Here is a 23,225-nt window from a genome sequence, read left to right as displayed (position 1 = left end):
TTAAAAAAATACCGGAATTTATATTCCGGTATTTTTTAATATTAGGTAATTTCTTGCTCTAACAGCTTGTCTTTAAGCATCAGTAATTCTGGTAATGTTTCTAACAATAAACTGATTTGTTTCAAGACTAAGGTGTATTTCTCTGATAGCTGTTCTTGAGCTGTTAAGTCCTGAATTTCTATTAAAACTTGAGAAATGAGTGTGTGGTCGGGTAGGATTTGCCCAAGTACGCTCTGGCTCAAAATTTGCTGACAACGGAGTAATAATTGTAAAACCTGCTCTTCATCAATTTTCTGCCGTTGGCTACCTAACGCTGCCACATAGCTCAGCTGGCTGTGGCTATAAACCAAATAGCGAAAAGCGTAATGAATGAGTTGAGGATTTGGATTCGGTTCAGCACTTAAACTCGAGATCATGTTCGACAGCTCGATTTGAGCATTATGGGCAGCACGACGAATTCGACGGTATTCTATATCTTGATTTTTGCCATATTGATATTGCTCAACAATCACATTGAAATAATCTAAGGTCGCTTTGCTACTTTTCTTAATATTGTTAGGAATATTACGGAAGTTCCAATCAGGCCATATAAAGTTTACGGCAAGCCATGCAATAAAACAGCCTAATAGCGTATCTATCAGACGAGGCAAAATAATGCTGTAGCCAGCACCTTTTAAGTTAAAAATTAACAGCACCATGAGGGTGGCCATAAGCGTCGCCAATGCATATTTCTTTTGCCGTAAGTAGAAAAAACAGACTCCGCAAATAATCGTAATGATGAGCTGACCTTCAATACTCGGTACAAAATATAGAATAGGTATTCCTAATAAAACACCGAGTAAGGTGCCAATCGTTCTTAGTTTAAGACGGCTTTTAGTCGCAAAATAAGTGATCTGACAGACAAATAAACTAGTCAGTAAAATCCAATAGCCATGCTGAGCAAAGGGTAATAATGAAATGGCATAGCCTGCGGCGAAAACGACTGCAATTCGTATGGCATGTCTAAATAAGGCCGACTGTGGTGTAAGCTGTTGCCTAAGTTTTAAGATCAGATCTGAAAACCCTTGAATATCATCATCAAGTAAATTTAAGTGTTCTTGTCTTGTTTGAGTATTATTTTCAGGGAAGGGCTGTGCATATTGTAGTTGTTCAAACTGTTCATGCATTCCCTTTAAATTATCAAAAATAAGTCTTAAGTTTTTAACTTCAAAGTTTTGTGGATGCTGTTGTATCCAGTCCTTTAAAGAACTTTCCAAATGGTTCAATACCGTCCGGCTTTCTTGCGAAGGCTGAGATGGTCGATTATGCAAAATACATTGAGCCAGATCTTGGCACGCTTGTGCTTGTAGGCGCAGGTTTTTTTGGAAACGGAAAATAAGATCACTACGACTGAAGTTCTGTTGAATATGTTCGTAATGTAAATAATTAGAAGTTGCTTGCTCGTGAATGTCCCGCGCAAAAAAATACAGGTTTAGCCAATAGATACTTTTATTACTGACGCGCGAAGCCTTGAGTCGAGTGAGCAGGGAACTGCGTATTTGATTGAGACTTTGGGCAACTTGCGTATTTTGTAAAGACAGTTCATACAAGAGTTGTTCTACGTTTTCTTTATTGTCGGGATCAAACAAACGTGCTTTTGCTTGAAGTAGAACAGAAATTTCTTTAAAAATTTGTGAGAGCTTATCTTGTAAGGGAAGTGTCGGCTTAATAATAAAAAACAAAATAGATGTAAAGCCGTACCACAAAGCACCATAAACAAAGTAGGTAGGTTGTTGGTACCAGTGCGCATATTCTCCTAAACCGAACATGCTATAAATGGAAAGCAAAATAGTGCCAAACGAAATTGTGGCATAACGTTGCCCTAAAGCGCCTAATAAAATGAAAAAAGCACTAGAAAGAGAAAGATATAAAATAAAGAAAATTTTGTAGGGAGCTAAAAAGCCAAGAATACTACTGACTGTAAAAAAGAGGAGGCAGACGTAAACCAAGTTACGTAGCCGAATACTTAAGCGATCATCAAAGTCAGTTAACGCTGCTGCAATCGCGCCTAAAGTCACAGGAACAATGAGCTCGTTATGGCCTAGCCAAAGTAAACCCAAAGTTGTGCCTGTGAGTACAATCAAAATTTGCAGGCAATAAATTAAAATCGAGTTTGTCTTAAAACTATTAAATATTTGGGTCAGATAGTTCACGGCTTTTGTTCTAAATTAGAGAATACGTGAGAAAGCAGTATGTAACTTTAAATTTTTATTACTTCAAAAATATTATTCTTTTTATCTACAAAAGTCAGTCATTTTTTAAGATTTTATTAGGCTTACATCAAGTTGTAACGATCAATAAATTAACAAAATTGTGGATATCTTTTTAGATACCCACAATTTGAAAAGGGCATAAATTATTTAATCACACCACATGCAATTCGTGCTCCGCCACCGCCGAGAGGAAGAGGTGAGTCTGAGTAGTTATCACCACCCGCATGAATCATAATAGCTCGACCTTGAAGATCAGCAAGTTTCAATCGAGGTGCAATCACAGCAGTCGTTGCAACACCAGTATTATCGACTACTAAAGCAGGTAAATCACCTAAGTGGCCAGTTGTTGGGGTACCGTGATGAGGAGCTTGATTCGGGTTATAGTGACTACCAGCAGCTAAAGCAGCACCCGGTTTCCCATCTTTTACAGCTGGTTCGCAAGAGGCATTTTCATGAATATGGAAGCCGCGTGTACCACTTGGTAAGTCAGCTAGAGCAGGGGTGATGATTAAACCTTTGTCGCTATCTTGAAAGCTAATCGTACCTAATTTTTTACCAATACCAGCGGCAGTCACTTCATTTACATCGACTACTTTTTTCGTATGCATTGTCGTTAATGCTTGAGCTGTATCTGATACAGTTTTTGTGACTGAACTACAGCCAACCGTAAAAAAAGCTGTAAGCGCACAGACTGCGCCAATTTTATTAAACATCTGCATGATCGGATGTCCTTATAAATATATATGATTGTTTGATTCAAACAAACGCAGGTTTAACCTACAAGTTAATTTAAATAGTTAATTTGTATCTAGAAACATTTTTAAATTAAATAAATAAATCACTCTTTATCGTTAGAAGATTCATTTTCAGAATCATAAATCATAGTCGTTTTAGGCATAGGTTCAGGCTCAATGGTTTCATGTAACCATTCACGCCAAATTGCCAGTAAAATAGCCAGAATTACAGGTCCAATAAATAAACCTACTAATCCAAAACTAGCAATACCACCTAACACACCAAACATGATTAATAAGAATGGAATTTTTGTAGCACCAGAAATCACAAGTGGTCGAATCACATTATCTGAGCTACTAACAATCACTACACCCCAAACCACTACACCAATTGCTTCCATAGTTTGTCCCTGAGAGAACAACCATAGACCGACACCTAAATAGGAAATGGGTGTACCAAATGGAATTAAAGCCAATAAGAAAGTAGCAATGGTAAGCACCATTGGGTTAGGGACACCTGCTACGAAATAACTTAATCCAGCTAAAACAGCTTGAGCAATTGCAGTTAAACCCACGCCATAGACTACAGCACGAGTCGTTTCCGAAATCGTATCGAGATAATGGTGAATACGGGGGCCTATAACCATTTCTAAGGCTTTACTCACCTGAGACAAAATCATTTGACCATCACGGTAGAAGAAAAATAGGCTAAATACGGCAAAGCCAAGTTTGACAATATTTTTACTAATTTCACCGAGCAGTACACGGCCATAACTTAAATGGCTTTGTACCCAAGCTGCAACATTTTGAATTGTGCTATTAGGGTCGTTATTTAACTCATTGAGTGTACGAGAAATTTCTTTTCCAACAAAAGGAAGATCACGAATAAAATCAGGGACACTTAAATGACCTGAAAAAACTTGACGTTGTAAGTCAAAATATAAGTTGCGGCCTTCATGCTGCAAAATAAAAATAGCGCATGTAAAAGGGACGCCAACAACCAAAATGACCAGACTAATCATTAGAGTTGCATTTAAAGTATTACGGGTTTCTCCAAAAAAACGTTGAATTCTTAAATAAATAGGCCAAGTCATATAAGCAATGATGGCAGCCCAAAGTACAGGAACAATAAAGTATTTCAGGATATTAAATCCTAAAAAAATCAAAATAAAAAACAGCCCAAACAATAAAACGCGCTGTAAATTAGGAGCGTATGGATGCACGAACAATATTTCTCTAATTTTCTACATAGAATAAAGTCATATTAACTGAAAAATAACCTGAGGCAAATTTTAAGGCCGCAATGTAAAGAACCTTATACATGTCTTTTTAGAGACTAAAAGTTATTTAAAACCACTCAGCTTTATCTTCAACTAACTTGTTTAGAACAGGTTGCCATTGATTTTGAATCGTAATAAAGTTTTTTTGGGGCTTATCAAAAATGCTTAAGCCTTGCATTGCTAAGCTGCCATATGCAGTGCGTTCAGCAATCCATGCAACAGGTTCCTGTTCAATTTTTTCAAAAAACTGTTGAATATCTTTTGAGCTGGCACTGTTTGGTTTTACGCGATTTGCAAGAAGTAAAATCTGAACTTTGCCTTTACGAATACGCTTAATATCTTGTAAATGCTTCAAAAAGCGACGAGTACTGTCTATATCAAAAAATGAAGGCTGAAGTGGAGTAATAATGGCATGAGCTTCACTAATGAGTTGCTCAGCATGTTCACCTGAAAGTGCACCAGGCGCATCAATAATTAAATAATCCAGATTTTTAGGTGCGTCACCAATTGATTTTTCGTGACGCCAGTCGAGGCTTTGAATTTTTGCGACGCCATCGGGGCGCTGTTTTAACCACTGTAAAGCCGATTTTTGATTGTCCGAATCTGCTAATGCTACTTTATATCCTTTTTGTGCCAATGCTGTTGCCAACGTAATGGCCGTCATGGTTTTTCCGCATCCGCCCTTTTGATTTGCAATAAGTATCGTTTTCATAAATCCAATTATTTTCAGCAGCACATTTGTTTATGTTTTATACCTTAGCATCTTTTTATGTGAAGGAGATGACCACATTTGACAAAAGTTTAAGCTGTTTCGTTATTTTAGATATGATTAGATCTGTAATCTTAATTCGCGCTTTTTAAGGAAAATTTATGTCTGTATGGCTTGCCATGCTTATTGGTGCTGGAATTGGCATCATTATCACTACTCTTATTTTATCAAACACTCGGAATGGCCGAATTAAGGCTGAATATGAACAATATATTGCTGAACTTGAATTAGAGCATCAACAAGCTCTTACTCAAGCACAAAAGAGAAGTGTAAATACAAGCCGTGCGGTGTTGAAAGGAAAAATGGCAGAACAATTTGCTCCAGTTTTGCCTGAATTTCAGTATTTACCCAGCGATGCAAAATTCATGGGCGATCCGGTGGACTATATTATTTTTGATGGATATACCGATTTCCGTGATGGTGATGGTACGGCAGAAGACATTAATATTATTCTACTTGATGTAAAAAGTGGCGGTGCAAGGCTCACTAAAGGTCAGCAAGCGATTGCACAAGCGGTCCAACAAGGCAAGGTTCGTTTTGAAACTTTGAGAATAGATTTTGAAGATTAACAAGCTGTTTAATTCAGCACAAAAATAGACGAAATTGATCTGTATTGTTACTAAATTCCGATATTTTTTTCATCACTTAAGGCTACTATAAATTGAAGATCTATTCACTTTGATCTAGCAATATTTGAGGTGTAACGCGATGAAAAAACAATGTTTGATGATGGGCTTGCTGACTGCTATTGGCATGAGTTCAGCATTTGCATCGACCTCAAGTGAATATAATATTGCCAATGGTTTGAACCCGATAGAAAAAGATCAATCTATTTCTGTGTTACAGCCTTTTCAAGGAAATTTCAGAATCTTGGGTTCAAAAGTTTATCAAAATGATGAACAAGCTAAATTTTCTCCTATCGACTATGCGGTAAGTTGGGGATTGTTTGCACAGCCTGAAATTGCACGTCACATTTCAGTGAAACAATATGACCGTTATTTAAACTGGAAAATTCCTAAATTACCTGTTCCAGCAGAGCAAGCAATGCAAATGGTGTCTAACATGCACATCATTCCTGCAAACCCTGAAATTGCTCAGCAGATTAAACAAGTTAAACGTGGTGATCTCGTTTATCTAAAAGGGGATCTTGTCGAGATTAAAGACAAAAACTTAGTCTGGAAATCTTCACTTACGCCAACCGACACGGGTGATGGTGCATGTGAATTATTCCGTGTTCAGGCAATTCATTGGGTTGAAAAGCAAAATATATAATTTGAAAAAAGCCTTCATAAATATGAAGGCTTTTTTATAAGTAATGTAATACTTATTTCTGTTGTGATGCTTTCCAGTATTTTAATTGATTTTGAGCTTGTAAATAGTCTGCAAGATCATTGATCTGTTCATCTTTAGTCGCGTGCTTATCACTATAGTGTTTTTCTTGGTTTTCCCAATATTGATAAAGTAGTCCCTGAATGTAACGACCTTGCTCAGTTTTTAAATCTAAATCTTTTAACATGGTCAGAGCAGAGCGCACATTATCGAGTGTACGTTGTTGTTCAAAATCTGTTGTGAGTGTTCCAGCTTCATGCATTTTTGCTAACTCATTTTCCATCTCGTCGCTCATTTCGGTAAAGCGGCGGTCATAGTCCTCTAAAAGCGCAATATCGTGTGCATCATCAGCAGTAGCAGGGAACGTCTTAACCGGTCTTTCATTTAGTTTTTCTAAAACCTGATCTGTAGATGAGGTGGCAGAGGGTTGCTCCGTCTTAGCAGGCTCATCCGCTTTTTTACAAGCAGTAAGTAATAGGCTAGAGCAAAGCAAAGACATTAATATGACTTGAGGTGTTTTCTTCTTCATAACTTTCAACCAAACCTATTCACTAATTATTTAACGGGTAACGTACTTTTCTGAAAGTGATATGCATATGTGACATATGGAAAATCAATCTGATCTTGAGGACCTAATCCCGTAAAATCATAAACAATTTTTTCAAACTGTGCTTTGAGTTGTAACTGATCTTTTTCAGTCATTGCAGCAATAAAACTCGTAGAGAGCAAACGTTTACTCACGACTTGTTCGACAGGACCGCATTGCGACTGTGTAAATGTTTGTATGCTATCAAATACGAATAAATCTTGTTGTTCAAACACACGTTTCCACTTTTCACTATGATAACGCGGCGTGTCTCCCTCAAGAGGAAGTAGAAAATCAGCTAAGGCTTTCACCCAATCCGTACGCTCGTCGCGTTGATTCCAAACGAGTCCTAAATGTCCTTGTGGTTTTAATACTCTATACATTTCTGTTAGGGTATCAAGGTTGTCAAACCAGTGGAAAGATTGCGCACAAATAATGGCATCAATTTCATGGTCTGCTACAGGAATTGAATGGCTAAAAGCCTGTAATGTTTTGATATCAGGATAAACTTGTTGAAGCTGCTGTAACATCTCGCCAATTGGCTCAACTGCAATAACATCTGCATGTGTTTGTTTTAAGTAGGGTAAGAATTTGCCAGTACCCGATCCAAGATCGATAACAGTAGAGTTTTCCTGTATTTGTAGGCAATTTTGCAGCCAACTTACTATTTCTGCGGGATAATTAGGTCTAACTTGCTGATAAAGTTCAGCAGCTGAGCTGAAGCCTTTTTGAGCGGCAGGATGTAAGGATTGTGTCATATTTTGCGCTTTTTAATCTGACTGGCATCTATAAAATAAGATACTCCGCAATCATAAATTGGCAAAACACCTATTTTGTTTCATTTTTGACGTTGTATGTGGGAGTAAATTTTCTTTCGGTGTGAGCATGGATAAGCAAATTATTTTTGAAGACGAACACATTAGAGCCATTTTTTTACCAGGCGATTCTAATACATTGGTTCTCTCTTTTGGCGATTTGATTACCCGAGCGAGTGGCTTATCTATCAATGCTGAAAAGTCCCTAATTAAATACCAATATAATATTATTGGGGTAATGCCAAAACAAAAATCATGGTTTCCTCAAGCGAGCATGATTGAGCTGGCAAGAGCGATTTCGCCTATTCTAGAAGGCTTTAAAAATATTGTGGGTTATGGCGGTTCGATGGGCGGCTATGCAGCAATCAAATATTCTAATTTATTGAATATGAATCGTGTGATTGCATTTGTGCCTCAATATTCAATTGATCCTGACCAAGTTGAAGATCGACGCTATGCCGAGTTTTTCGATGCTGTGGCAAATAAAGACATGCAGATCCAGTCGCAAGATGTCGATGCAGCACGTGAATACGTCATTGTTTATGACCCTTATTTTTCAACTGATCGTGAACATTATCTAAAAATAAAAGAGCTCTTACCAAACTTACATACGATTCATTTACCATTTACTGGTCATGAAGCATTGTCTGTATTGGCAAGCTCAAGTTTATTGCATGATTTTATTGAACATGATTTCGATGAGATCTATTTTTATCAGCAGGTTCGCAAGGTCAAAAAACAAAGTAAGTTTTACTTCCGTAATGTACTTGCACATGTTCTTACCCAACATGATGACATGCTGTTAAAAATATTACGCCAAAATGATTTTCAGCTTGATGAGCGTTATTTTGATAACCCGCTTAAACAGGCTATTACTCGTAGCCTGATAAAGACACAGCAAGCAACTGAGCTAGACTTTCAAAAGTTAGGTATTAAAGTACAGCGAATTCAGGACGCTGCAAATTATAAAGAAGGATTGCAGACCAGCTTTGGCTCAATTTTGGTATTCAACCTCATTAATTCAAAGTTTGAAAGTTATGCTCTAGATGTTCTGCTGGCGAATAAGTTTTATTTGATTCCAATTGTGGCTGAACACACTGGTGTAGTGCATATTAAATTAAATAATGAAACTTATTTGTTGGGAATGAATGATCGCAAAGTCATTAAATTGTTCAAGCATGACGAGCCTTTATCATCGGATATGAGTCCGTTTGTAGTCAAAAAATATTCCGACTGTTTTGCAATCAGCTATAAGCAATTAAATTTATCTTGTGATGAACATGGGATGTGTGAATTTATAGAAGGTTCAATTCGGCCGACTGAACAACTAGCCTCGATCAGCTTTTAAAACTTTATAGTGGTTAAATAAAGCTCAGACCTTTAGGTTTGAGCTTTATTTTTTGCTTAAAAAATATTTTTTCATAAACTTATTTGTATATTAATTTGAAATTCATTATTTAAATAAATAGTGTGTTTGTTCTGCGAATATTTATTGTATTAAAAGTAGATATAGCCAGTAGTGAATATAAATACTATATTTTAAAATAAATGGGTTTTATTAATATATAAATTATAGAAATAGTATCGGGTTAATTAAAATACATAAATAACGATGTTTTTTTTATAAGATTATGTTTTTGTTATTTATTTTATTTAAATAAAATGGAGCTGCTTAAAATAACTCCACTATTCAAAGATAATTGCATATTTATTTTTTTCTCCTAAAATGATTTTTTACTAAATTGTCGTTACAGTTTTTTATATGCAATCATTAAATTATCGGAATAATGATGCATCGCAACATGGAAGTTCTGCACCTTTGAAACGAGCAATGAGTACTCGACATTTGGTGATGATCTCCCTTGGCGGTGCCATAGGTACAGGTCTTTTTTTAGGGTCGGGTGATGTAATTTCCCAAGCTGGCCCAATTGGCGCAATTATTTCTTATTTTTTAGGCGGTTTAATTGCCTATACCGTGATGTTATGTCTTGGTGAGCTTGCGGTACATGTACCAGAATCAGGATCATTCGGTGAGTACGCTCGTCGCTATATTGGTCCGGGTACAGGCTATATGATCACTTGGTTATATTGGTTAACTTGGACTGCGACTTTAGGAACAGAATTTACCGCAGCAGCTTTGCTGGTTCGTGAGTGGTTTCCCTCTACTTCTGTTTGGGCTTGGACATTGTGTTTTGGTGCCTTAGTCTTTTTCATTAATATTAGTTCAACGCGATTATTTGCCGAGTCAGAGTTTTGGCTGGCACTTGTGAAAGTTGTCACAATTATCTTTTTTATTGGCTTGGGTTTGCTGGCGATTTTTGGCTTTATTCCTTATCACGGACACGAAACTGCGCCGTTGTTTAGCAATTTAACTGCCCAAGGCTGGTTCCCACATGGGTTATTTCCAATTTTTACAACGATGCTGATTGTTAATTTTGCTTTTTCGGGTACAGAATTAATTGGTGTGGCAGCTGGGGAGGCAGAGAATCCAGCACAGACAGTTCCTAAAGCAATCAATGCTGCTATTTGGCGACTACTGATTTTCTTTGTCGGCACAATTGTTGTAATTAGTTCATTGTTACCATTCCAGCTTGCTGGTTTAAGTGGTAATGAGGTGAGTAATAGTCCATTTGTGACTGTGTTTAATTATATTGGTATCCCATATGCCGAAGATATTATTCGCTTTGTGATTATTACGGCTTTACTCTCTGCTGCAAATTCTGGTTTATTTGCTGCTTCACGTATGATGTGGTCGCTTTCTGCAAAGAACCAATTACCAAAAATCTTTTCTAAACTTACACCTTCAGGAACACCTATTGTAGCTATTGTGGTCACAATGCTGGGTGCTATACCAGGGTTACTTTCAGAACAATTTGCACCTGAAACTATTTTTAAGAATTTATTGGGTGTTGCTGCTTTCACCATGGTTGTAGTGTGGATTGCAATTTGCGTATCTCAATTTAACTTCCGTAGACAGTGGTATAAATCGGGTAAAACTGCAAAAGATTTGCGTTTTGCTGCTCCTTTATTTCCTTTAACTCCAATCGTGGGTGGTCTGTTCTGTGCTATTACTTGTATTAGCATGGTATTTGATCCTTCGATGCAGGTTGGCTTCATCTGTTGTATTGTTTTCATTCTTGTGTGTTATGCGAGCTACTTCTTTTTTTATCACAAGAAAGATGCGGTGTAGAGCTAAGCAAAGATATGCTTTCTGAAGCATAGTCTAAAGGCCCCATTTGGGGCTTTTTTATTGCCTATAGGAAATTAGAAAAGGGAGGGATTTTATATATTTTTTTTAAAAATGAATTTTTATTTTTGATCATAAAAACAAATATTGTTTTATAAATTTACCACTGATCGGATTTTTATTAATATTTATTTATTATAAATATTTGATTAAGTCTATGTTTAGTCTTGTTATTTAATGGAGAGCTGTTTTTAGTTTTTTGGAATATAAGGGTTGAATGAACGCAATATGGATTTAATGTGAAGAATAGATAATTTTTTGATAGTTTTTTAAAAAATGAAAGTTATTAAGTTGTTGTTATATATTAATAAAAATATTTACATTTTTTGTATTTATGGTTGTTTGTTTTCTATAATATTTTTTTATTAAAGTTAAGGGTTTTTTAATATTTGTTGTTTTTTTATTATAAATGTCAGTTCGATTTGATTATTTTTTCTCTTCTTATTTATTTTAAAATGTTCTAAATGAGCTTGCTCTATGCTATATTTATTGGAAGATTTTATATCTATGTTGCGGCTTAATTTTAAGCAGTATGTGTGGAAATAATTAATCTGTAGGATTATTGAACAAAGTTTATTTTAAAAAGACTAATGGAGGGATCTATCGATTAGTCAAAAAAATTTTATGGACTCGTGGTTTTTGTAAATCATAGTTCTTTTTAACTCCCAAACGGTTATGTCACTTCTTTTGTATTTATATTTCAGCCGGCTGGTTTTAGTGGGTTGTGGCTAGTTTTTTGCTTTTATAAAACTCTCTTTATAAATAGCAATTTAGACAAAAGAAAACTTGTAAAAGATATCGGTATATAAAAGTAGATCGTACTTTTAGTACCAACAAATGGAATTTAAAAAATCTGATGCTTTAGAAGAGCAAAAGATTTAGTAAATAAACTAAGAAACTGTTATTTCAGGGTTTTAGTTGCTAAATAATAAAGATTACAGATTTATCAAATCTGAGTCTATGAAGGTATATAGGAAAAAAGATGTCAGATCTTTCATACGTAAACGAACACAGCGATGCATGGCAAACTTACTTGGCACAAATTGACCGTGTTGCTCCGTACTTAGACCACTTAGCTGAGTTTATCGACACTTTAAAACGTCCAAAACGTGCACTTATTGTAGACGTGCCAATTGTAATGGATGACGGTTCTATTCAGCACTTTGAAGGCTACCGTGTACAACACAACTTGTCTCGTGGTCCTGGTAAAGGTGGTGTTCGTTACCATCCGAATGTTGATTTGAACGAAGTTATGGCGTTATCTGCATGGATGACAATTAAAACTGCTGTTTTGAATTTGCCATTTGGCGGTGCAAAAGGTGGTATCCGTGTTGATCCACGTAAATTATCTAATCGTGAATTAGAGCGTTTAACTCGTCGTTATACGACTGAAATTGGTCACATTATCGGGCCTCAAAAAGATATCCCAGCTCCAGACGTTGGTACAAATGCCAATATCATGGGTTGGATGATGGATACTTACTCTACAAGCCAAGGTTATACAGTAACTGGTGTTGTAACTGGTAAGCCAGTTCACTTAGGTGGCTCTTTAGGTCGTGTTAAAGCGACTGGTCGCGGTGTATTCGTTACAGGTCGCGAAGTAGCTGCAAAAATCAATTTACCAATTGAAGGCGCGAAAATCGCTGTTCAAGGTTTTGGTAACGTAGGTAGTGAAGCTGCTTTCTTATTTGTTGAATCAAAAGCAAAAATCACTCACGTTCAAGATCACACTGGCACAATTTTCAATGCTGATGGTATTGATCTTGTTGCATTACGTGAACACGTAAATGCAAACCAAGGTGGTGTTGGTGGTTTCGCTGGCGCGCAAGCAATTGCTGATGAAGATTTCTGGACTGCAGATGTAGACATCATTATTCCTGCTGCGTTAGAAGGTCAAATCACAGTTGAACGTGCTGAAAAACTTAAAGCTAAGTTGATTTTAGAAGGTGCGAACGGCCCGACTTATCCTAAAGCTGAAGACGTATTAGTTGAGCGTGGCATTGTTGTAGTACCTGACGTTGTATGTAACGCCGGCGGTGTAACTGTAAGTTACTTCGAATGGGTTCAAGACATGGCGAGCTACTTCTGGACTGAAGAAGAAATCAATGAGCGTTTAGACAAATTGATGGTTCAAGCTATGGATGACGTTTGGAACACAGCGAACAGCAACGCTTGTACTTTACGTACAGCAGCTTACATCTTGGCATGTGAGCGTATTTTAAAAGCTCGTAAAGAGCGTGGTATTTTCCCAGGCTAATCTGCGGAAATTACTTTTAGGAAAAGTGGTCTGAGCAAATATTAAGGATGTTATAGGGTTATTTGTTCAGCCCCTTTTTCTGAATTATTCAAAATTAAGTGTTATCGAATATATTAAATAAATACTGAGGTAAGCATGGAACAGCCAATTTCTGTAACTCGAAGCAACTTTAACGACTGGATGGTTCCAGTTTTTGCACCGGCAAATTTCATTCCGGTACGTGGCGAAGGTTCACGTATTTGGGATCAAGAAAATAAAGAATATATTGATTTTGCAGGCGGGATTGCAGTAAACGCATTAGGTCATGCGCATCCAGTGGCAGTAAATGCTTTAACAGAACAAGCAACAAAACTTTGGCATGTAGGCAATGGTTATACAAATGAACCCGTTCTACGTCTTGCAAAACAACTTACCGAAAATACATTTGCAGACAAGGTTTTCTTCTGTAACTCAGGTGCAGAAGCCAACGAAGCTGCTTTAAAACTGGCTCGTAAAGTTGGTTTAGACAGCGGCGTTGCTGGCAAAAGTGGCATTGTGGCATTTAATAATGCTTTCCATGGCCGTACTTTATTTACCGTTTCAGCGGGTGGTCAACCTAAATATTCACAAGACTTTGCACCACTTCCAAACGGAATTAACCACGTTGCCTTTAATGATTTAGAAGCTGCAAAAGCGGTGATTAATGAGCAAACATGTGCAGTCATTGTTGAACCGATCCAAGGTGAAGGCGGCGTTATTCCTGCTGACATCGAATTTTTAAAAGGTTTACGTGCACTGTGTGATGAATTTGGTGCGTTACTTATTTTTGATGAAGTGCAAACGGGTGTAGGCCGTACAGGCGCACTGTATGCCTACATGAACTCTGGTGTTATTCCAGATGTGTTAACAACTGCAAAAGCATTAGGCGGTGGCTTCCCAGTCGGTGCAATGTTAACAACAGATAAGTTTGCTCCACATTTTTCAGTGGGTACACATGGTACGACTTATGGCGGTAACCCGTTAGCAAGTGCAGTTGCAGGTGCAGTATTTGAGTTTATTAATACGCCTGAAGTACTCGAAGGTGTGAAGCATCGTCATCAATATTTCCTCGATGCACTAAATGCATTAAACGCTGAACATCAGATTTTTGAAGAAATTCGTGGTCAAGGTTTATTGATTGGCTGTGAATTAAAAGCTGAGTATGCAGGGAAAGCTAAAGATATTACGACTTGGGCGGGTGAAGAAGGTTTACTTGCTTTAATTGCAGGCCCGAATGTGGTTCGTTTTACTCCGTCGCTTATCATTCCTGAACAAGATATTGATGAAGGGATTGCTCGTTTAAAAAGAGCGTTGGCTAAATTGGCTAAATAAAAAAAAGGAAAGCTAGCCATGATGATTGTCCGTCATGCCGAGTTTCGAGACCTTGAAGATATTTATAAATTAGCGGGTAAGTCGGGTGTAGGCCTGACTTCCTTGCCACAAAATATGGATACACTTTCGGCTCGAATTTCACGTACTCGCAATACTTTAAATGGCAATGTCCATAAAAGTGAACAAGGCTATCTGTTTGTTCTTGAAGATACAGAAGCTCAACGTGTTATTGGTTTAAGCGCAATTGAAGTTGCTGTAGGACTCATTGAGCCTTGGTACAACTTTCATGTTGGTACTCAAGTACACGCTTCAAAAGCATTAAACGTTTATAAGTCACTACCTACCTTATTTTTGAGTAATGACAGAACGGGTAGTAGCGAACTCTGTACATTATTTTTAGATCCAGAGCGTCGTGAAAACCAAAACGGTAAATTCTTATCGAAAATCCGTTTTATGTTTATTGCTGCCTTTAAGCAATATTTCGAGAAAAAGTTAATTGCTGAAATGCGTGGTTTCTCAGACGAAAATGGATGTTCTCCATTTTGGGATGCGATTGGTCACCATTTCTTTAATATGGATTTTTCAACAGCAGATTATTTGAGTGGAATTGGGCAAAAAGTATTTATTGCAGAGCTTATGCCACGTTTTCCAGTCTATGTAGATCTCTTGCCAAAAGATGCGCAAGAGGTGATTGGAAAAATGCACCCACAAACTTTGCCTGCTTACCATGTGCTTGAGTCAGAAGGCTTACGCTATCAAGGATATGTCGATATTTTTGATGCGGGTCCAACCATTGAAGCCAATATTGATGAATTGCGGGCAGTAAAAGAAAGTCAGTTCTTAAACGTCAAAATTACAAGTGAAGCTGCGGTCGGTAAGACCCAATATCTCGTTGCCAATGATAATTATCATGACTATAAGGCAATGTTGATGAAGCTTGATCTTGTTGATAACACTATAAATTTAACACATGAACAAGCTGAAAAACTCGGTGTACAAGAAGGTCACGTTGTTCGTGTGTTATCACTAAATCCAATGGAAGTTTCCTGATGTCAAACTCTTTATTTATAAACGGTGTCTGGTTACAAGGCAGCGGCACAACATTTGAAAAAACAAATCCAGTCGATAACCGAACTGTATGGTCAGGTGCTGAAGCAACTGCTGCTGATGTAGAGCAAGCTTGTCAGGCAGCGCGTACTGCATTTCCAGCATGGGCACGTTTACCACTTGCAGAACGTGTAGCTATTGTTGAGAAATTCGCGGGTTTGCTTGAAGAAAATAAAAAACATTTAGCAGAAGTGATTAGCCAAGAAACCAGTAAGCCATTTTGGGAAACGTTAACTGAAGTTCAATCAATGATTGGCAAAGTTGCAATTTCAATCCGTGCTTATCATCAGCGTACAGGTGAAAGCTCAACTGAAATGGCCGATGGTGTAGCATCTTTACGTCACCGTCCACATGGTGTGCTTGCAGTTTTCGGTCCATATAACTTCCCGGGCCATTTACCAAATGGGCATATTGTTCCTGCATTATTGGCAGGCAATACCGTGGTATTTAAACCAAGTGAATTAACACCTTGGACTGCTGAAGAAACTGTAAAACTTTGGCAGCAAGCTGGTTTGCCAAATGGTGTTATGAACTTGGTGCAAGGTGGTCGTACCACTGGTGAAGCGCTAGCTGCCTCACATGAAATTGATGGTTTATTGTTTACTGGAAGTGCAAACACTGGTTATCACTTGCATAAGCAAATGGCGGGTGCACCTGAGAAAATCCTTGCGCTTGAAATGGGTGGCAATAATGCATTGATTATTGATGAAATTATTGATGTCGATGCAGTAGTTAATCTCACTATTCAATCTGCATTTGTTTCGGCGGGTCAGCGTTGTACATGTGCACGCCGTATCTTGGTAAAAAATGGCGCAGAAGGTGATGCATTTATTCAACGTTTCGTTGAAGTTGCTAAAAATCTAAAAGTTGGTCGTTGGAATGATGAGCAACAACCATTTATGGGTGGTGTTATCTCGTCAGTTGCCGCATCAAATATGATGCTTGCTCAACAAAAATTGCTTGAGCTTGGCGCAAAAAGCTTGTTGCCAATGACGCGTCCACAAGAAGATAGTTCGTTACTTACTCCAGGCATTGTTGATGTAACAGGCATCACAGATATTCCAGATGAAGAATATTTTGGTCCGCTTACGACGATTCAACGTTATGACAACTTTGAAGAAGCATTAAAAATTGCGAATGCAACTCGCTTTGGTTTGTCTGTTGGTCTGGTTTCACCAAAACGTGAACTGTTTGATCAAGTACTTATTGAAGCGCGTGCCGGTATTGTGAACTGGAATAAGCCATTAACAGGTGCTTCAAGTGCTGCACCATTTGGTGGTGTGGGGGCATCCGGTAACCACCGCGCAAGTGCCTTTTATGCAGCTGATTATTGTGCTTGGCCAATGGCTTCACTTGAAAGTGACAGCTTAACCTTACCAGAAAAATTATCTCCAGGGATTGTGTTGCCTTAAACACTAGGGAAAGAAAAATGAAAGGATATGAAGTAAATTTCGATGGTTTGGTGGGACCAACACATCACTACGCGGGCTTGTCGTTTGGTAATGAAGCATCGACAAAAAACCGTAATAACGCCTCGAATCCAAAATTAGCAGCTAAACAGGGCTTGCTAAAGATGAAGGCCTTGGCTGACATGGGAATGAAACAAGGTGTGCTTGTTCCGCATGAGCGTCCACATGTTCCAATGTTACGCCGTTTAGGTTTTACAGGAGATGACATTAGCGTAGTTGCTCAAGCAATGCGTCATTCACCTGAACTATTATCATCGCTAAGTTCAGCTTCACCAATGTGGACTGCAAATGCGGCAACTGTTTCACCTTCGGCAGATAGCCAAGATGAACGCGTGCATTTTACCGCAGCGAACTTGAATAATAAGTTTCACCGTTCAATTGAAGCTGAAACTACAAGTCAGGTCCTACAAGCGATCTTTAAAAATGAACGTCACTTTGTACACCATGAAGCTTTACCACAAGTGGCCTTATTTGGTGATGAAGGTGCAGCAAATCACAATCGCTTAGGTGGTGATTATGCTAAACGTGGAGTTCAAGTTTTTGTTTATGGTCAACAACATTTAAATAATGGTTTACCTGGACCAAAACGTTATCCTGCTCGTCAGACGCGCGAGGCAAGTGAAGCAATTGCACGTTTGCATCGTTTAGATGATGCACATACTGTTTTTGTTCAGCAAAATCCGGATGTAATTGATCAGGGCGTATTCCATAACGATGTTATCGCGGTAAGTAACCAGCAGGTTTTATTCCATCATCAACATGCATTCTTAAATCAAGATCAAGCTTTTGCTGAAATTCGTCAGAAAATGGCAAGCATCGGTGAAGATTTTATCTCGATTGAAGTTCCTGAAAACCGCGTTACTGTTGATGATGCCGTAGCAACTTATTTATTTAATAGCCAGATTTTGACTCGCCCAGATGGTGGAATGACCATTGTTGTGCCAGAAGAGTCTCGCCAGAATAAGGCAGTTTGGGGTTATCTGAACGATATGGTTCAGATGGGTACACCAATTGATGCTATTCAGGTATATGACTTACGTGAAAGTATGCGTAATGGTGGTGGTCCGGCATGTTTACGTTTACGCGTAGCTTTAAACGAAACTGAGTTAAATGCTGTAAATCCAAAAGTTCTCATGAACGATCAATTGTTTGGCACACTCAATCAATGGGTCGATAAACACTATCGTGATCGTTTAGCACAAGAAGATTTGGCTGATCCGCATTTACTCATGGAAAGCCGTATGGCACTCGATGAACTGACCAAAATTTTAGGTTTAGGTTCGGTTTATCCTTTCCAAAAATAATGAGGAGGTGACATGCAAGATTTTCTAGCATTAACCTTACAAGGTGAGCAACCTAAAACCCGCGAAGGAAAACAAGATAATTTTTCTTGGCGTTGGTTAGGTGAAGGACTTCTTGAATGTACGCCAAATGCACAGTACGACAAAGCTGTCGTACTGTCAGCTGGAGTACATGGTAATGAAACAGCACCAATTGAATTGTTATCTCATCTATGCACAGATTTGTTTGCAGGACGTTTAAACCTTGCTGTGAGATTACTGTTTGTACTGGGTAATCCTTATGCAATGCGTCAAGGTAAACGTTATGTGTATGACGATGTAAACCGAATGTTTTGTGGTGGGTATAAAACTCTACCTGTGACTGAAGAATCAAAACGTGCTGAAGTTTTAGAGCAAGTGGTTACGACTTTTTTTCAGGAAAGTTCAAGCCAAGCAAAACGTTATCACTATGATTTGCACACCGCAATTCGTGCTTCTTTGTTGCCAACGTTTGCTTTATTTCCCTATCAAACACATGCTTATGATGCAGATTTGACAGCGAGCCTTGAATCAGCTGATTTGGACGCTTTGGTTTACCACAATGCGGTCGGTAAAACCTTTACGCATTTTACCAGTGAAAATTTTAAAGCTGCGAGCGCAACTTTAGAGTTAGGCAAAGCCTTACCATTTGGACAAAATGACTTAAGCCAGTTTGCTGCAATTGATGAAGTGATTCGTCATGTGGTTTCTGAGCAAGCCTTGCCACCACGTAATAAAACAAAAATTCGGGTCTTTAAAGTATCGGATTCTTTAATTAAAAAAGACGAAGATTTTGAGATGAATTTATCGGCTGAGGCACCAAATTTCTCGACTTTTACCAAAGGTGAAATCATTGCGACTCAACCTTCTGGCAATTATGTTGTTGAGCAAGATCAAGTCTGGATTTTATTTCCAAATCCAAATGTGAAACTTGGTTTACGTGCAGGTTTGGTTTTAACTGAAACCAGCTGAACATTTGATTTTTAAGAAATAAAAAAAGGGCAATTGATTGCCCTTTTTTTATGTATAAGATATTAGTTCGTACCGAAAAGACCTTTAACCCAAGATTTCTTTTCAGCTTTTTGTGTAGACGTTTGAGCACCAGCGTTTATATTTGCGTTTGTGTTAACTCCAACAGGGCCAACGTTAACACCAACATTTACACCAGTTTGAGCATTAATTGCATGTGCTGGTTGAGCTGCATTCAACTGTGCTTGGGCATCAGCTTTAGTATCAGCTACAAATTCTTTTTGCTCAGCTTGATTTTGAGCTACACGAGTTTTTACTGCATCTACATGCGCTTGAGCATTAGCTTGTTTTTCAGCAGTAAATTCTTTTTGGTCTGCTTGTTTTTCTGTAACTTTAGTCTTTACAGCATTAAAACCTGCTTTTGTATCGGCTTTAGCCTCAACTGCTAGGTTTTTAGTGCCGTTTGCAGCTTTAGTCGCTACATTTTTAGTACCTGTTACTGCTTCGGTAGCAAAATGTTTAGTACCAGTTGCAGCTTTAGTCGCTACATTTTTAGTACCTGTTACTGCTTCGGTAGCAAAGTGTTTGGTACCCGTTGCAGCTTCAGTTGCTATGTGTTTTGTACCATTTGCAGCTTTAGAAGAAAGTTCAGTCACTTTTCCTGTTGTTTTTTTAGTTGCTTTAACTGTAGTGTCAGCAGCGACATGACCAGCATGCTTTGCTGTGCTACCTACAGTGTGTGCAGTATTTTTGACTGTATTGGCTACGCCACTAACAAGACCACCCGGTTGTACATTTACTTGAGCAGAAGCATCTGCATTAACGCCCGCACTTTGTGCAAAAATAGAAGCAGAAGCAAGAACACTTGCAGTAACGATAGCTGTTTTCATCATTTTCATTGCGATATCCTTCAAAGAATATACCCTTTTAGTGAGGTATTTCATAAACGCAAACGAATCATAGCCAAGGGAATATGGGCTTGGGAACTGACTTCATCAAAACGTTACAACAGTGTTACGTTGAGTAAACAGACTAGGGAGGAATTGTGGAGATTAATAAAAATTAATAATAAAGTGAAAAAGAACATTTATTTATTAGAAAATCTAATTAAGTAAAATGAGTTCTTATTATTTAGATTTTAAAAAAATATATTTTAATTTTTTCATTTCGTTTTTTCGAGTTTGTTCTCTATATCTTCAAATGTGATGTAAATCTCACTATTTATTGGAGTAAACGGCATAGTTATTGCTTATTATGAGAATAAGGCGCTTTTTAGCACTTTTTTGAACCATCTTCTGCCAGAAATATAAACGTACAGGGCAGAACTGTATTTTTGCTTATTCGGGATAAAGTTATTTTAACTTTTTAGTGGTTATGTATTTCATTAAATAGATTTTTCACATGAAAAATATATTAAGAAATGCTGCTTTATTTCAAATAATCAAAAATAAAAATAGATATCTATAAACAAAAAAACAGAGATATGACAGATGAAAATTATTGCTTCCCTTCTTGTAATAGTTGGCTTGATCGCCGTTGTTCTCTATTTAAAGCCCACAAGTGGTGCATCTGATGTGTTTAATTCTGCTTTACATGAGTCGAATTCGCCACAACCAGACACATCGTCTTTTCTTTCTAAACTTAAGGAGCCTACTCAACCTAGAAATCTATCTCAACATTCAACTCATTCACAATCGGTATCAGCTGATACTGTTCCTTTTTATGACACAAAAAGTGATCCTTCAATTCAACCGATTGATCCAGAAAAAGATCCAGCAAATGAAATAAAAGCGAAATAAGTAAATTGTTAGTTGAAAAACTACGGAGAAAAATAATGCAAAGTAAAACGTTATTTCTATTAGGTCTATGTACGATTTTAAGTACAACTGCATCAGCTCTTCCTTTAGATTCTAAAGGTGCTAAACAGCGATTAAATCAGGCAGCAAAACAAAAAGTATTTCAGGGCAAAATCGATTTAGATGCCTTGGTTAATAATGATTCGAATGATTTAATTGTTGAATACAATATTGCTTCGGTGAGCGTGCCTTCCGGGTTAGAACGGCGAAGTTATATTGCAACAAATAAGAAAAATTTACAGGCAAGGTTTAACCGTGCTGGTGGTGTTCAAGTACTTCGAGACTACAATAATTTGCCTTTAGCTTTTTATCGGATTAGTAACCGCGAAGCTTTGGTCTCTTTACTCAATGATCCGAATGTTAAAGCGGTTTATCCAAATCGTATTAATCAAACCACGACCAATGAAAGTTTACCTTTAATTAATCAACCACAAGCAAATACCAATGGTTTCACTGGTGAAGGCTCGAGTGTTGCAGTGATTGATACAGGGGTGAATTATCTTCATTCTGATTTTGGTTGTACGGCAGTAAATACACCGTCAAATACTTGTCGCGTAGTTTACTCATTTGATAGTGCACCAGATGATGGTGCTTTAGATGATGATGGGCATGGTAGTAATGTTTCAGGCATTGTGTCTAAGGTTGCCACCAAGACCAAAATTATAGGAATTGATGTGTTTAGAAAGGTCAGATCCCAAGGTAAATGGGTAAGCACAGCTTATGATAGTGATATCCTCGCAGGGATTAACTGGGCTGTAAATAATGCACAAACCTATAATATTAAAGCAGTTAATTTAAGCCTTGGCGTGCCGGGTGTTAAATATACCTCGGAGTGTAGCGACAGCAGTTATGGAACGGCATTTGCTAATGCACGAGCTGCTGGTGTGGTACCTGTAGTCGCTTCAGGCAATGATGCATTTTCAGATGGAATTTCATCTCCTGCCTGTGTTGCTGGTGCAGTAAGAGTTGGTGCTGTTTATGACAGTAATATTGGTGGTGTGTCATGGGGGAATCCAGTGAAATGTTCTGACCCAACAACAGCAGCAGACAAAGTGGCGTGTTTCAGTAATGGTGGTAGCCTTGTGACTTTATTGGCACCGGGGGCAATGATTACCGCGGGTGGCTACACTATGGGAGGTACATCTCAAGCGACACCACATGTGGCCGGTGCAATTGCTTTGTTGCGAGCGAATAGTGTGAGTCCAACAGAAAGTATTGATCAAACCATCAGCCGTTTAAAAACGACAGGTAAACCAATTACTGACTCAAGAACGGGCTTGGTTTTCCCGCGTATTGATTTACTGGCAGCAACAAATGGTTTGACTATTAACTAAATAGCTTATTTATAATTTTTAAATTAGGTCCAAGAAATTTATAAATGGCTATAACCCGTTGCAAAGGATAACTTCTGCAACGGGCTTTTTATGTAAAAGTATTAATTACACTTTGCTAGATTTGCTGGATTAAAGTTATTTTGGAGTTTTTTGAAATTATTCTGAATTTCTGGATCTTGAATATTAAAAGTCGTTGAGCTTTTGGTTGTAGAGTTAGTTGCCTGATTTAATATGCCTGATTCATCAGGGTATTGTTGGGTAAATGATGTGGCTGAAATCAGACCTTTATCATTAAATACCCAGTGTTCAGTAACGTGCCCGCCCCCTAAATATCCCGTAAATTCAATTATACAAGCTTGCTTATCTTGTTTAATGAGTTTGGCTACATTACCTGTAGTTGATGGATAAGCTTCGATATTGGTATCTTGCTCTAAAACTTGTGCCTGAGAATAAGATGAAGAAGGAGGTGCAGAGGTTGCACATGCAGTTAATGCTAAGCAGCATAGCGTTGAAAAGAGAAGTTTTTGACTATTCATAAGGCAGATTCCTAGC

At 37.9% G+C, this 23,225-nt stretch carries 20 protein-coding genes; 12 read left to right on the top strand and 8 right to left on the bottom strand.

Annotated features, from left to right (window positions below; all coding sequences use genetic code 11):
• Positions 1-41 precede the first annotated feature (41 nt).
• The 4 genes from yccS to QLG01_RS05940 all read right to left on the bottom strand — a co-directional run bounded on the left by yccS (position 42) and on the right by QLG01_RS05940 (position 4,978).
• Entirely contained in the window at positions 42-2,192 is a 2,151-nt protein-coding gene (gene yccS / locus QLG01_RS05955) for a YccS family putative transporter (protein ID WP_282496018.1), read from the bottom strand.
• 203 nt (positions 2,193-2,395) lie between these two features.
• Positions 2,396-2,965, bottom strand: coding sequence for a superoxide dismutase family protein (gene sodC, locus QLG01_RS05950; protein WP_081402079.1), 570 nt, complete (start codon positions 2,963-2,965; stop codon positions 2,396-2,398).
• A 125-nt stretch (positions 2,966-3,090) separates the two neighbouring features.
• A complete protein-coding gene (locus QLG01_RS05945; protein WP_005301078.1) occupies positions 3,091-4,209 on the bottom strand; it encodes an AI-2E family transporter in 1,119 nt (372 codons plus the stop codon).
• A gap of 124 nt (positions 4,210-4,333) precedes the next feature.
• Positions 4,334-4,978 (bottom strand): ParA family protein, encoded by a 645-nt coding sequence (locus QLG01_RS05940; protein WP_013196737.1) that lies wholly within the window; start codon positions 4,976-4,978, stop codon positions 4,334-4,336.
• 158 nt (positions 4,979-5,136) lie between these two features.
• Here QLG01_RS05940 and QLG01_RS05935 point away from each other — a divergent pair, with 158 nt between their 5' ends.
• Both QLG01_RS05935 and QLG01_RS05930 read left to right on the top strand, forming a co-directional pair.
• On the top strand, positions 5,137-5,604 hold the full coding sequence (locus QLG01_RS05935) for a Holliday junction resolvase-like protein (RefSeq protein WP_002116954.1): 468 nt from the start codon (positions 5,137-5,139) through the stop codon (positions 5,602-5,604).
• Positions 5,605-5,743: 139 nt separating this feature from the next.
• Positions 5,744-6,307: a hypothetical protein gene (locus tag QLG01_RS05930; protein ID WP_013196738.1), complete on the top strand. Its 564-nt coding sequence runs from the start codon at positions 5,744-5,746 to the stop codon at positions 6,305-6,307.
• A gap of 52 nt (positions 6,308-6,359) precedes the next feature.
• Here the strand turns inward: QLG01_RS05930 and QLG01_RS05925 are convergent, their stop codons facing one another.
• On the bottom strand, positions 6,360-6,893 hold the full coding sequence (locus tag QLG01_RS05925; protein ID WP_004789733.1) for a hypothetical protein: 534 nt from the start codon (positions 6,891-6,893) through the stop codon (positions 6,360-6,362).
• A gap of 26 nt (positions 6,894-6,919) precedes the next feature.
• Positions 6,920-7,708: a class I SAM-dependent methyltransferase gene (locus tag QLG01_RS05920; RefSeq protein WP_282496017.1), complete on the bottom strand. Its 789-nt coding sequence runs from the start codon at positions 7,706-7,708 to the stop codon at positions 6,920-6,922.
• A gap of 127 nt (positions 7,709-7,835) precedes the next feature.
• Here QLG01_RS05920 and QLG01_RS05915 point away from each other — a divergent pair, with 127 nt between their 5' ends.
• From QLG01_RS05915 to astE, 8 genes are all read left to right on the top strand, one after another.
• Positions 7,836-9,113 (top strand): hypothetical protein, encoded by a 1,278-nt coding sequence (locus QLG01_RS05915; protein ID WP_282496016.1) that lies wholly within the window; start codon positions 7,836-7,838, stop codon positions 9,111-9,113.
• Between the two features lie 414 nt (positions 9,114-9,527).
• Positions 9,528-10,955: an amino acid permease gene (locus QLG01_RS05910; RefSeq protein ID WP_282496015.1), complete on the top strand. Its 1,428-nt coding sequence runs from the start codon at positions 9,528-9,530 to the stop codon at positions 10,953-10,955.
• A 1,039-nt stretch (positions 10,956-11,994) separates the two neighbouring features.
• Positions 11,995-13,269, top strand: a complete 1,275-nt coding sequence (locus QLG01_RS05905) for a Glu/Leu/Phe/Val dehydrogenase (protein WP_013196743.1) — start codon at positions 11,995-11,997, stop codon at positions 13,267-13,269.
• A 135-nt stretch (positions 13,270-13,404) separates the two neighbouring features.
• Positions 13,405-14,619, top strand: coding sequence for an aspartate aminotransferase family protein (locus tag QLG01_RS05900; protein ID WP_005301100.1), 1,215 nt, complete (start codon positions 13,405-13,407; stop codon positions 14,617-14,619).
• An 18-nt stretch (positions 14,620-14,637) separates the two neighbouring features.
• On the top strand, positions 14,638-15,669 hold the full coding sequence (gene astA / locus QLG01_RS05895; RefSeq protein WP_005301103.1) for an arginine N-succinyltransferase: 1,032 nt from the start codon (positions 14,638-14,640) through the stop codon (positions 15,667-15,669).
• Positions 15,669-17,138, top strand: coding sequence for a succinylglutamate-semialdehyde dehydrogenase (astD, locus tag QLG01_RS05890; RefSeq protein WP_282496014.1), 1,470 nt, complete (start codon positions 15,669-15,671; stop codon positions 17,136-17,138). The genes astA and astD overlap by 1 nt, the downstream gene beginning before the upstream one ends.
• A 17-nt stretch (positions 17,139-17,155) precedes the next feature.
• Positions 17,156-18,499, top strand: a complete 1,344-nt coding sequence (gene astB / locus QLG01_RS05885) for an N-succinylarginine dihydrolase (protein WP_004789725.1) — start codon at positions 17,156-17,158, stop codon at positions 18,497-18,499.
• A 12-nt stretch (positions 18,500-18,511) separates the two neighbouring features.
• Complete coding sequence (astE, locus tag QLG01_RS05880) at positions 18,512-19,486, top strand: succinylglutamate desuccinylase (protein ID WP_282496013.1); 975 nt, start codon at positions 18,512-18,514, stop codon at positions 19,484-19,486.
• 62 nt (positions 19,487-19,548) lie between these two features.
• Here astE and QLG01_RS05875 read toward each other — a convergent pair whose 3' ends face one another.
• The gene (locus tag QLG01_RS05875; protein WP_282496012.1) at positions 19,549-20,382 is read right to left on the bottom strand and encodes a hypothetical protein; all 834 of its coding nucleotides are present in this window, start codon (positions 20,380-20,382) and stop codon (positions 19,549-19,551) included.
• A 591-nt stretch (positions 20,383-20,973) separates the two neighbouring features.
• Here QLG01_RS05875 and QLG01_RS05870 point away from each other — a divergent pair.
• Positions 20,974-21,282 (top strand): hypothetical protein, encoded by a 309-nt coding sequence (locus QLG01_RS05870; protein WP_013196747.1) that lies wholly within the window; start codon positions 20,974-20,976, stop codon positions 21,280-21,282.
• A gap of 35 nt (positions 21,283-21,317) precedes the next feature.
• On the top strand, positions 21,318-22,673 hold the full coding sequence (locus QLG01_RS05865) for a S8 family serine peptidase (RefSeq protein WP_013196748.1): 1,356 nt from the start codon (positions 21,318-21,320) through the stop codon (positions 22,671-22,673).
• Between the two features lie 101 nt (positions 22,674-22,774).
• Here the strand turns inward: QLG01_RS05865 and QLG01_RS05860 are convergent, their stop codons facing one another.
• Entirely contained in the window at positions 22,775-23,209 is a 435-nt protein-coding gene (locus tag QLG01_RS05860) for a hypothetical protein (protein ID WP_282496011.1), read from the bottom strand.
• Between the last annotated feature and the right edge of the window lie 16 nt (positions 23,210-23,225).

Source organism: Acinetobacter sp. V89_4, from assembly GCF_029967875.1.
Taxonomy (GTDB): domain Bacteria; phylum Pseudomonadota; class Gammaproteobacteria; order Pseudomonadales; family Moraxellaceae; genus Acinetobacter; species Acinetobacter oleivorans.
The sequence above is the reverse complement of the archived record's forward strand: the minus strand, read 5'-3'. Positions and strand labels throughout refer to the sequence as shown.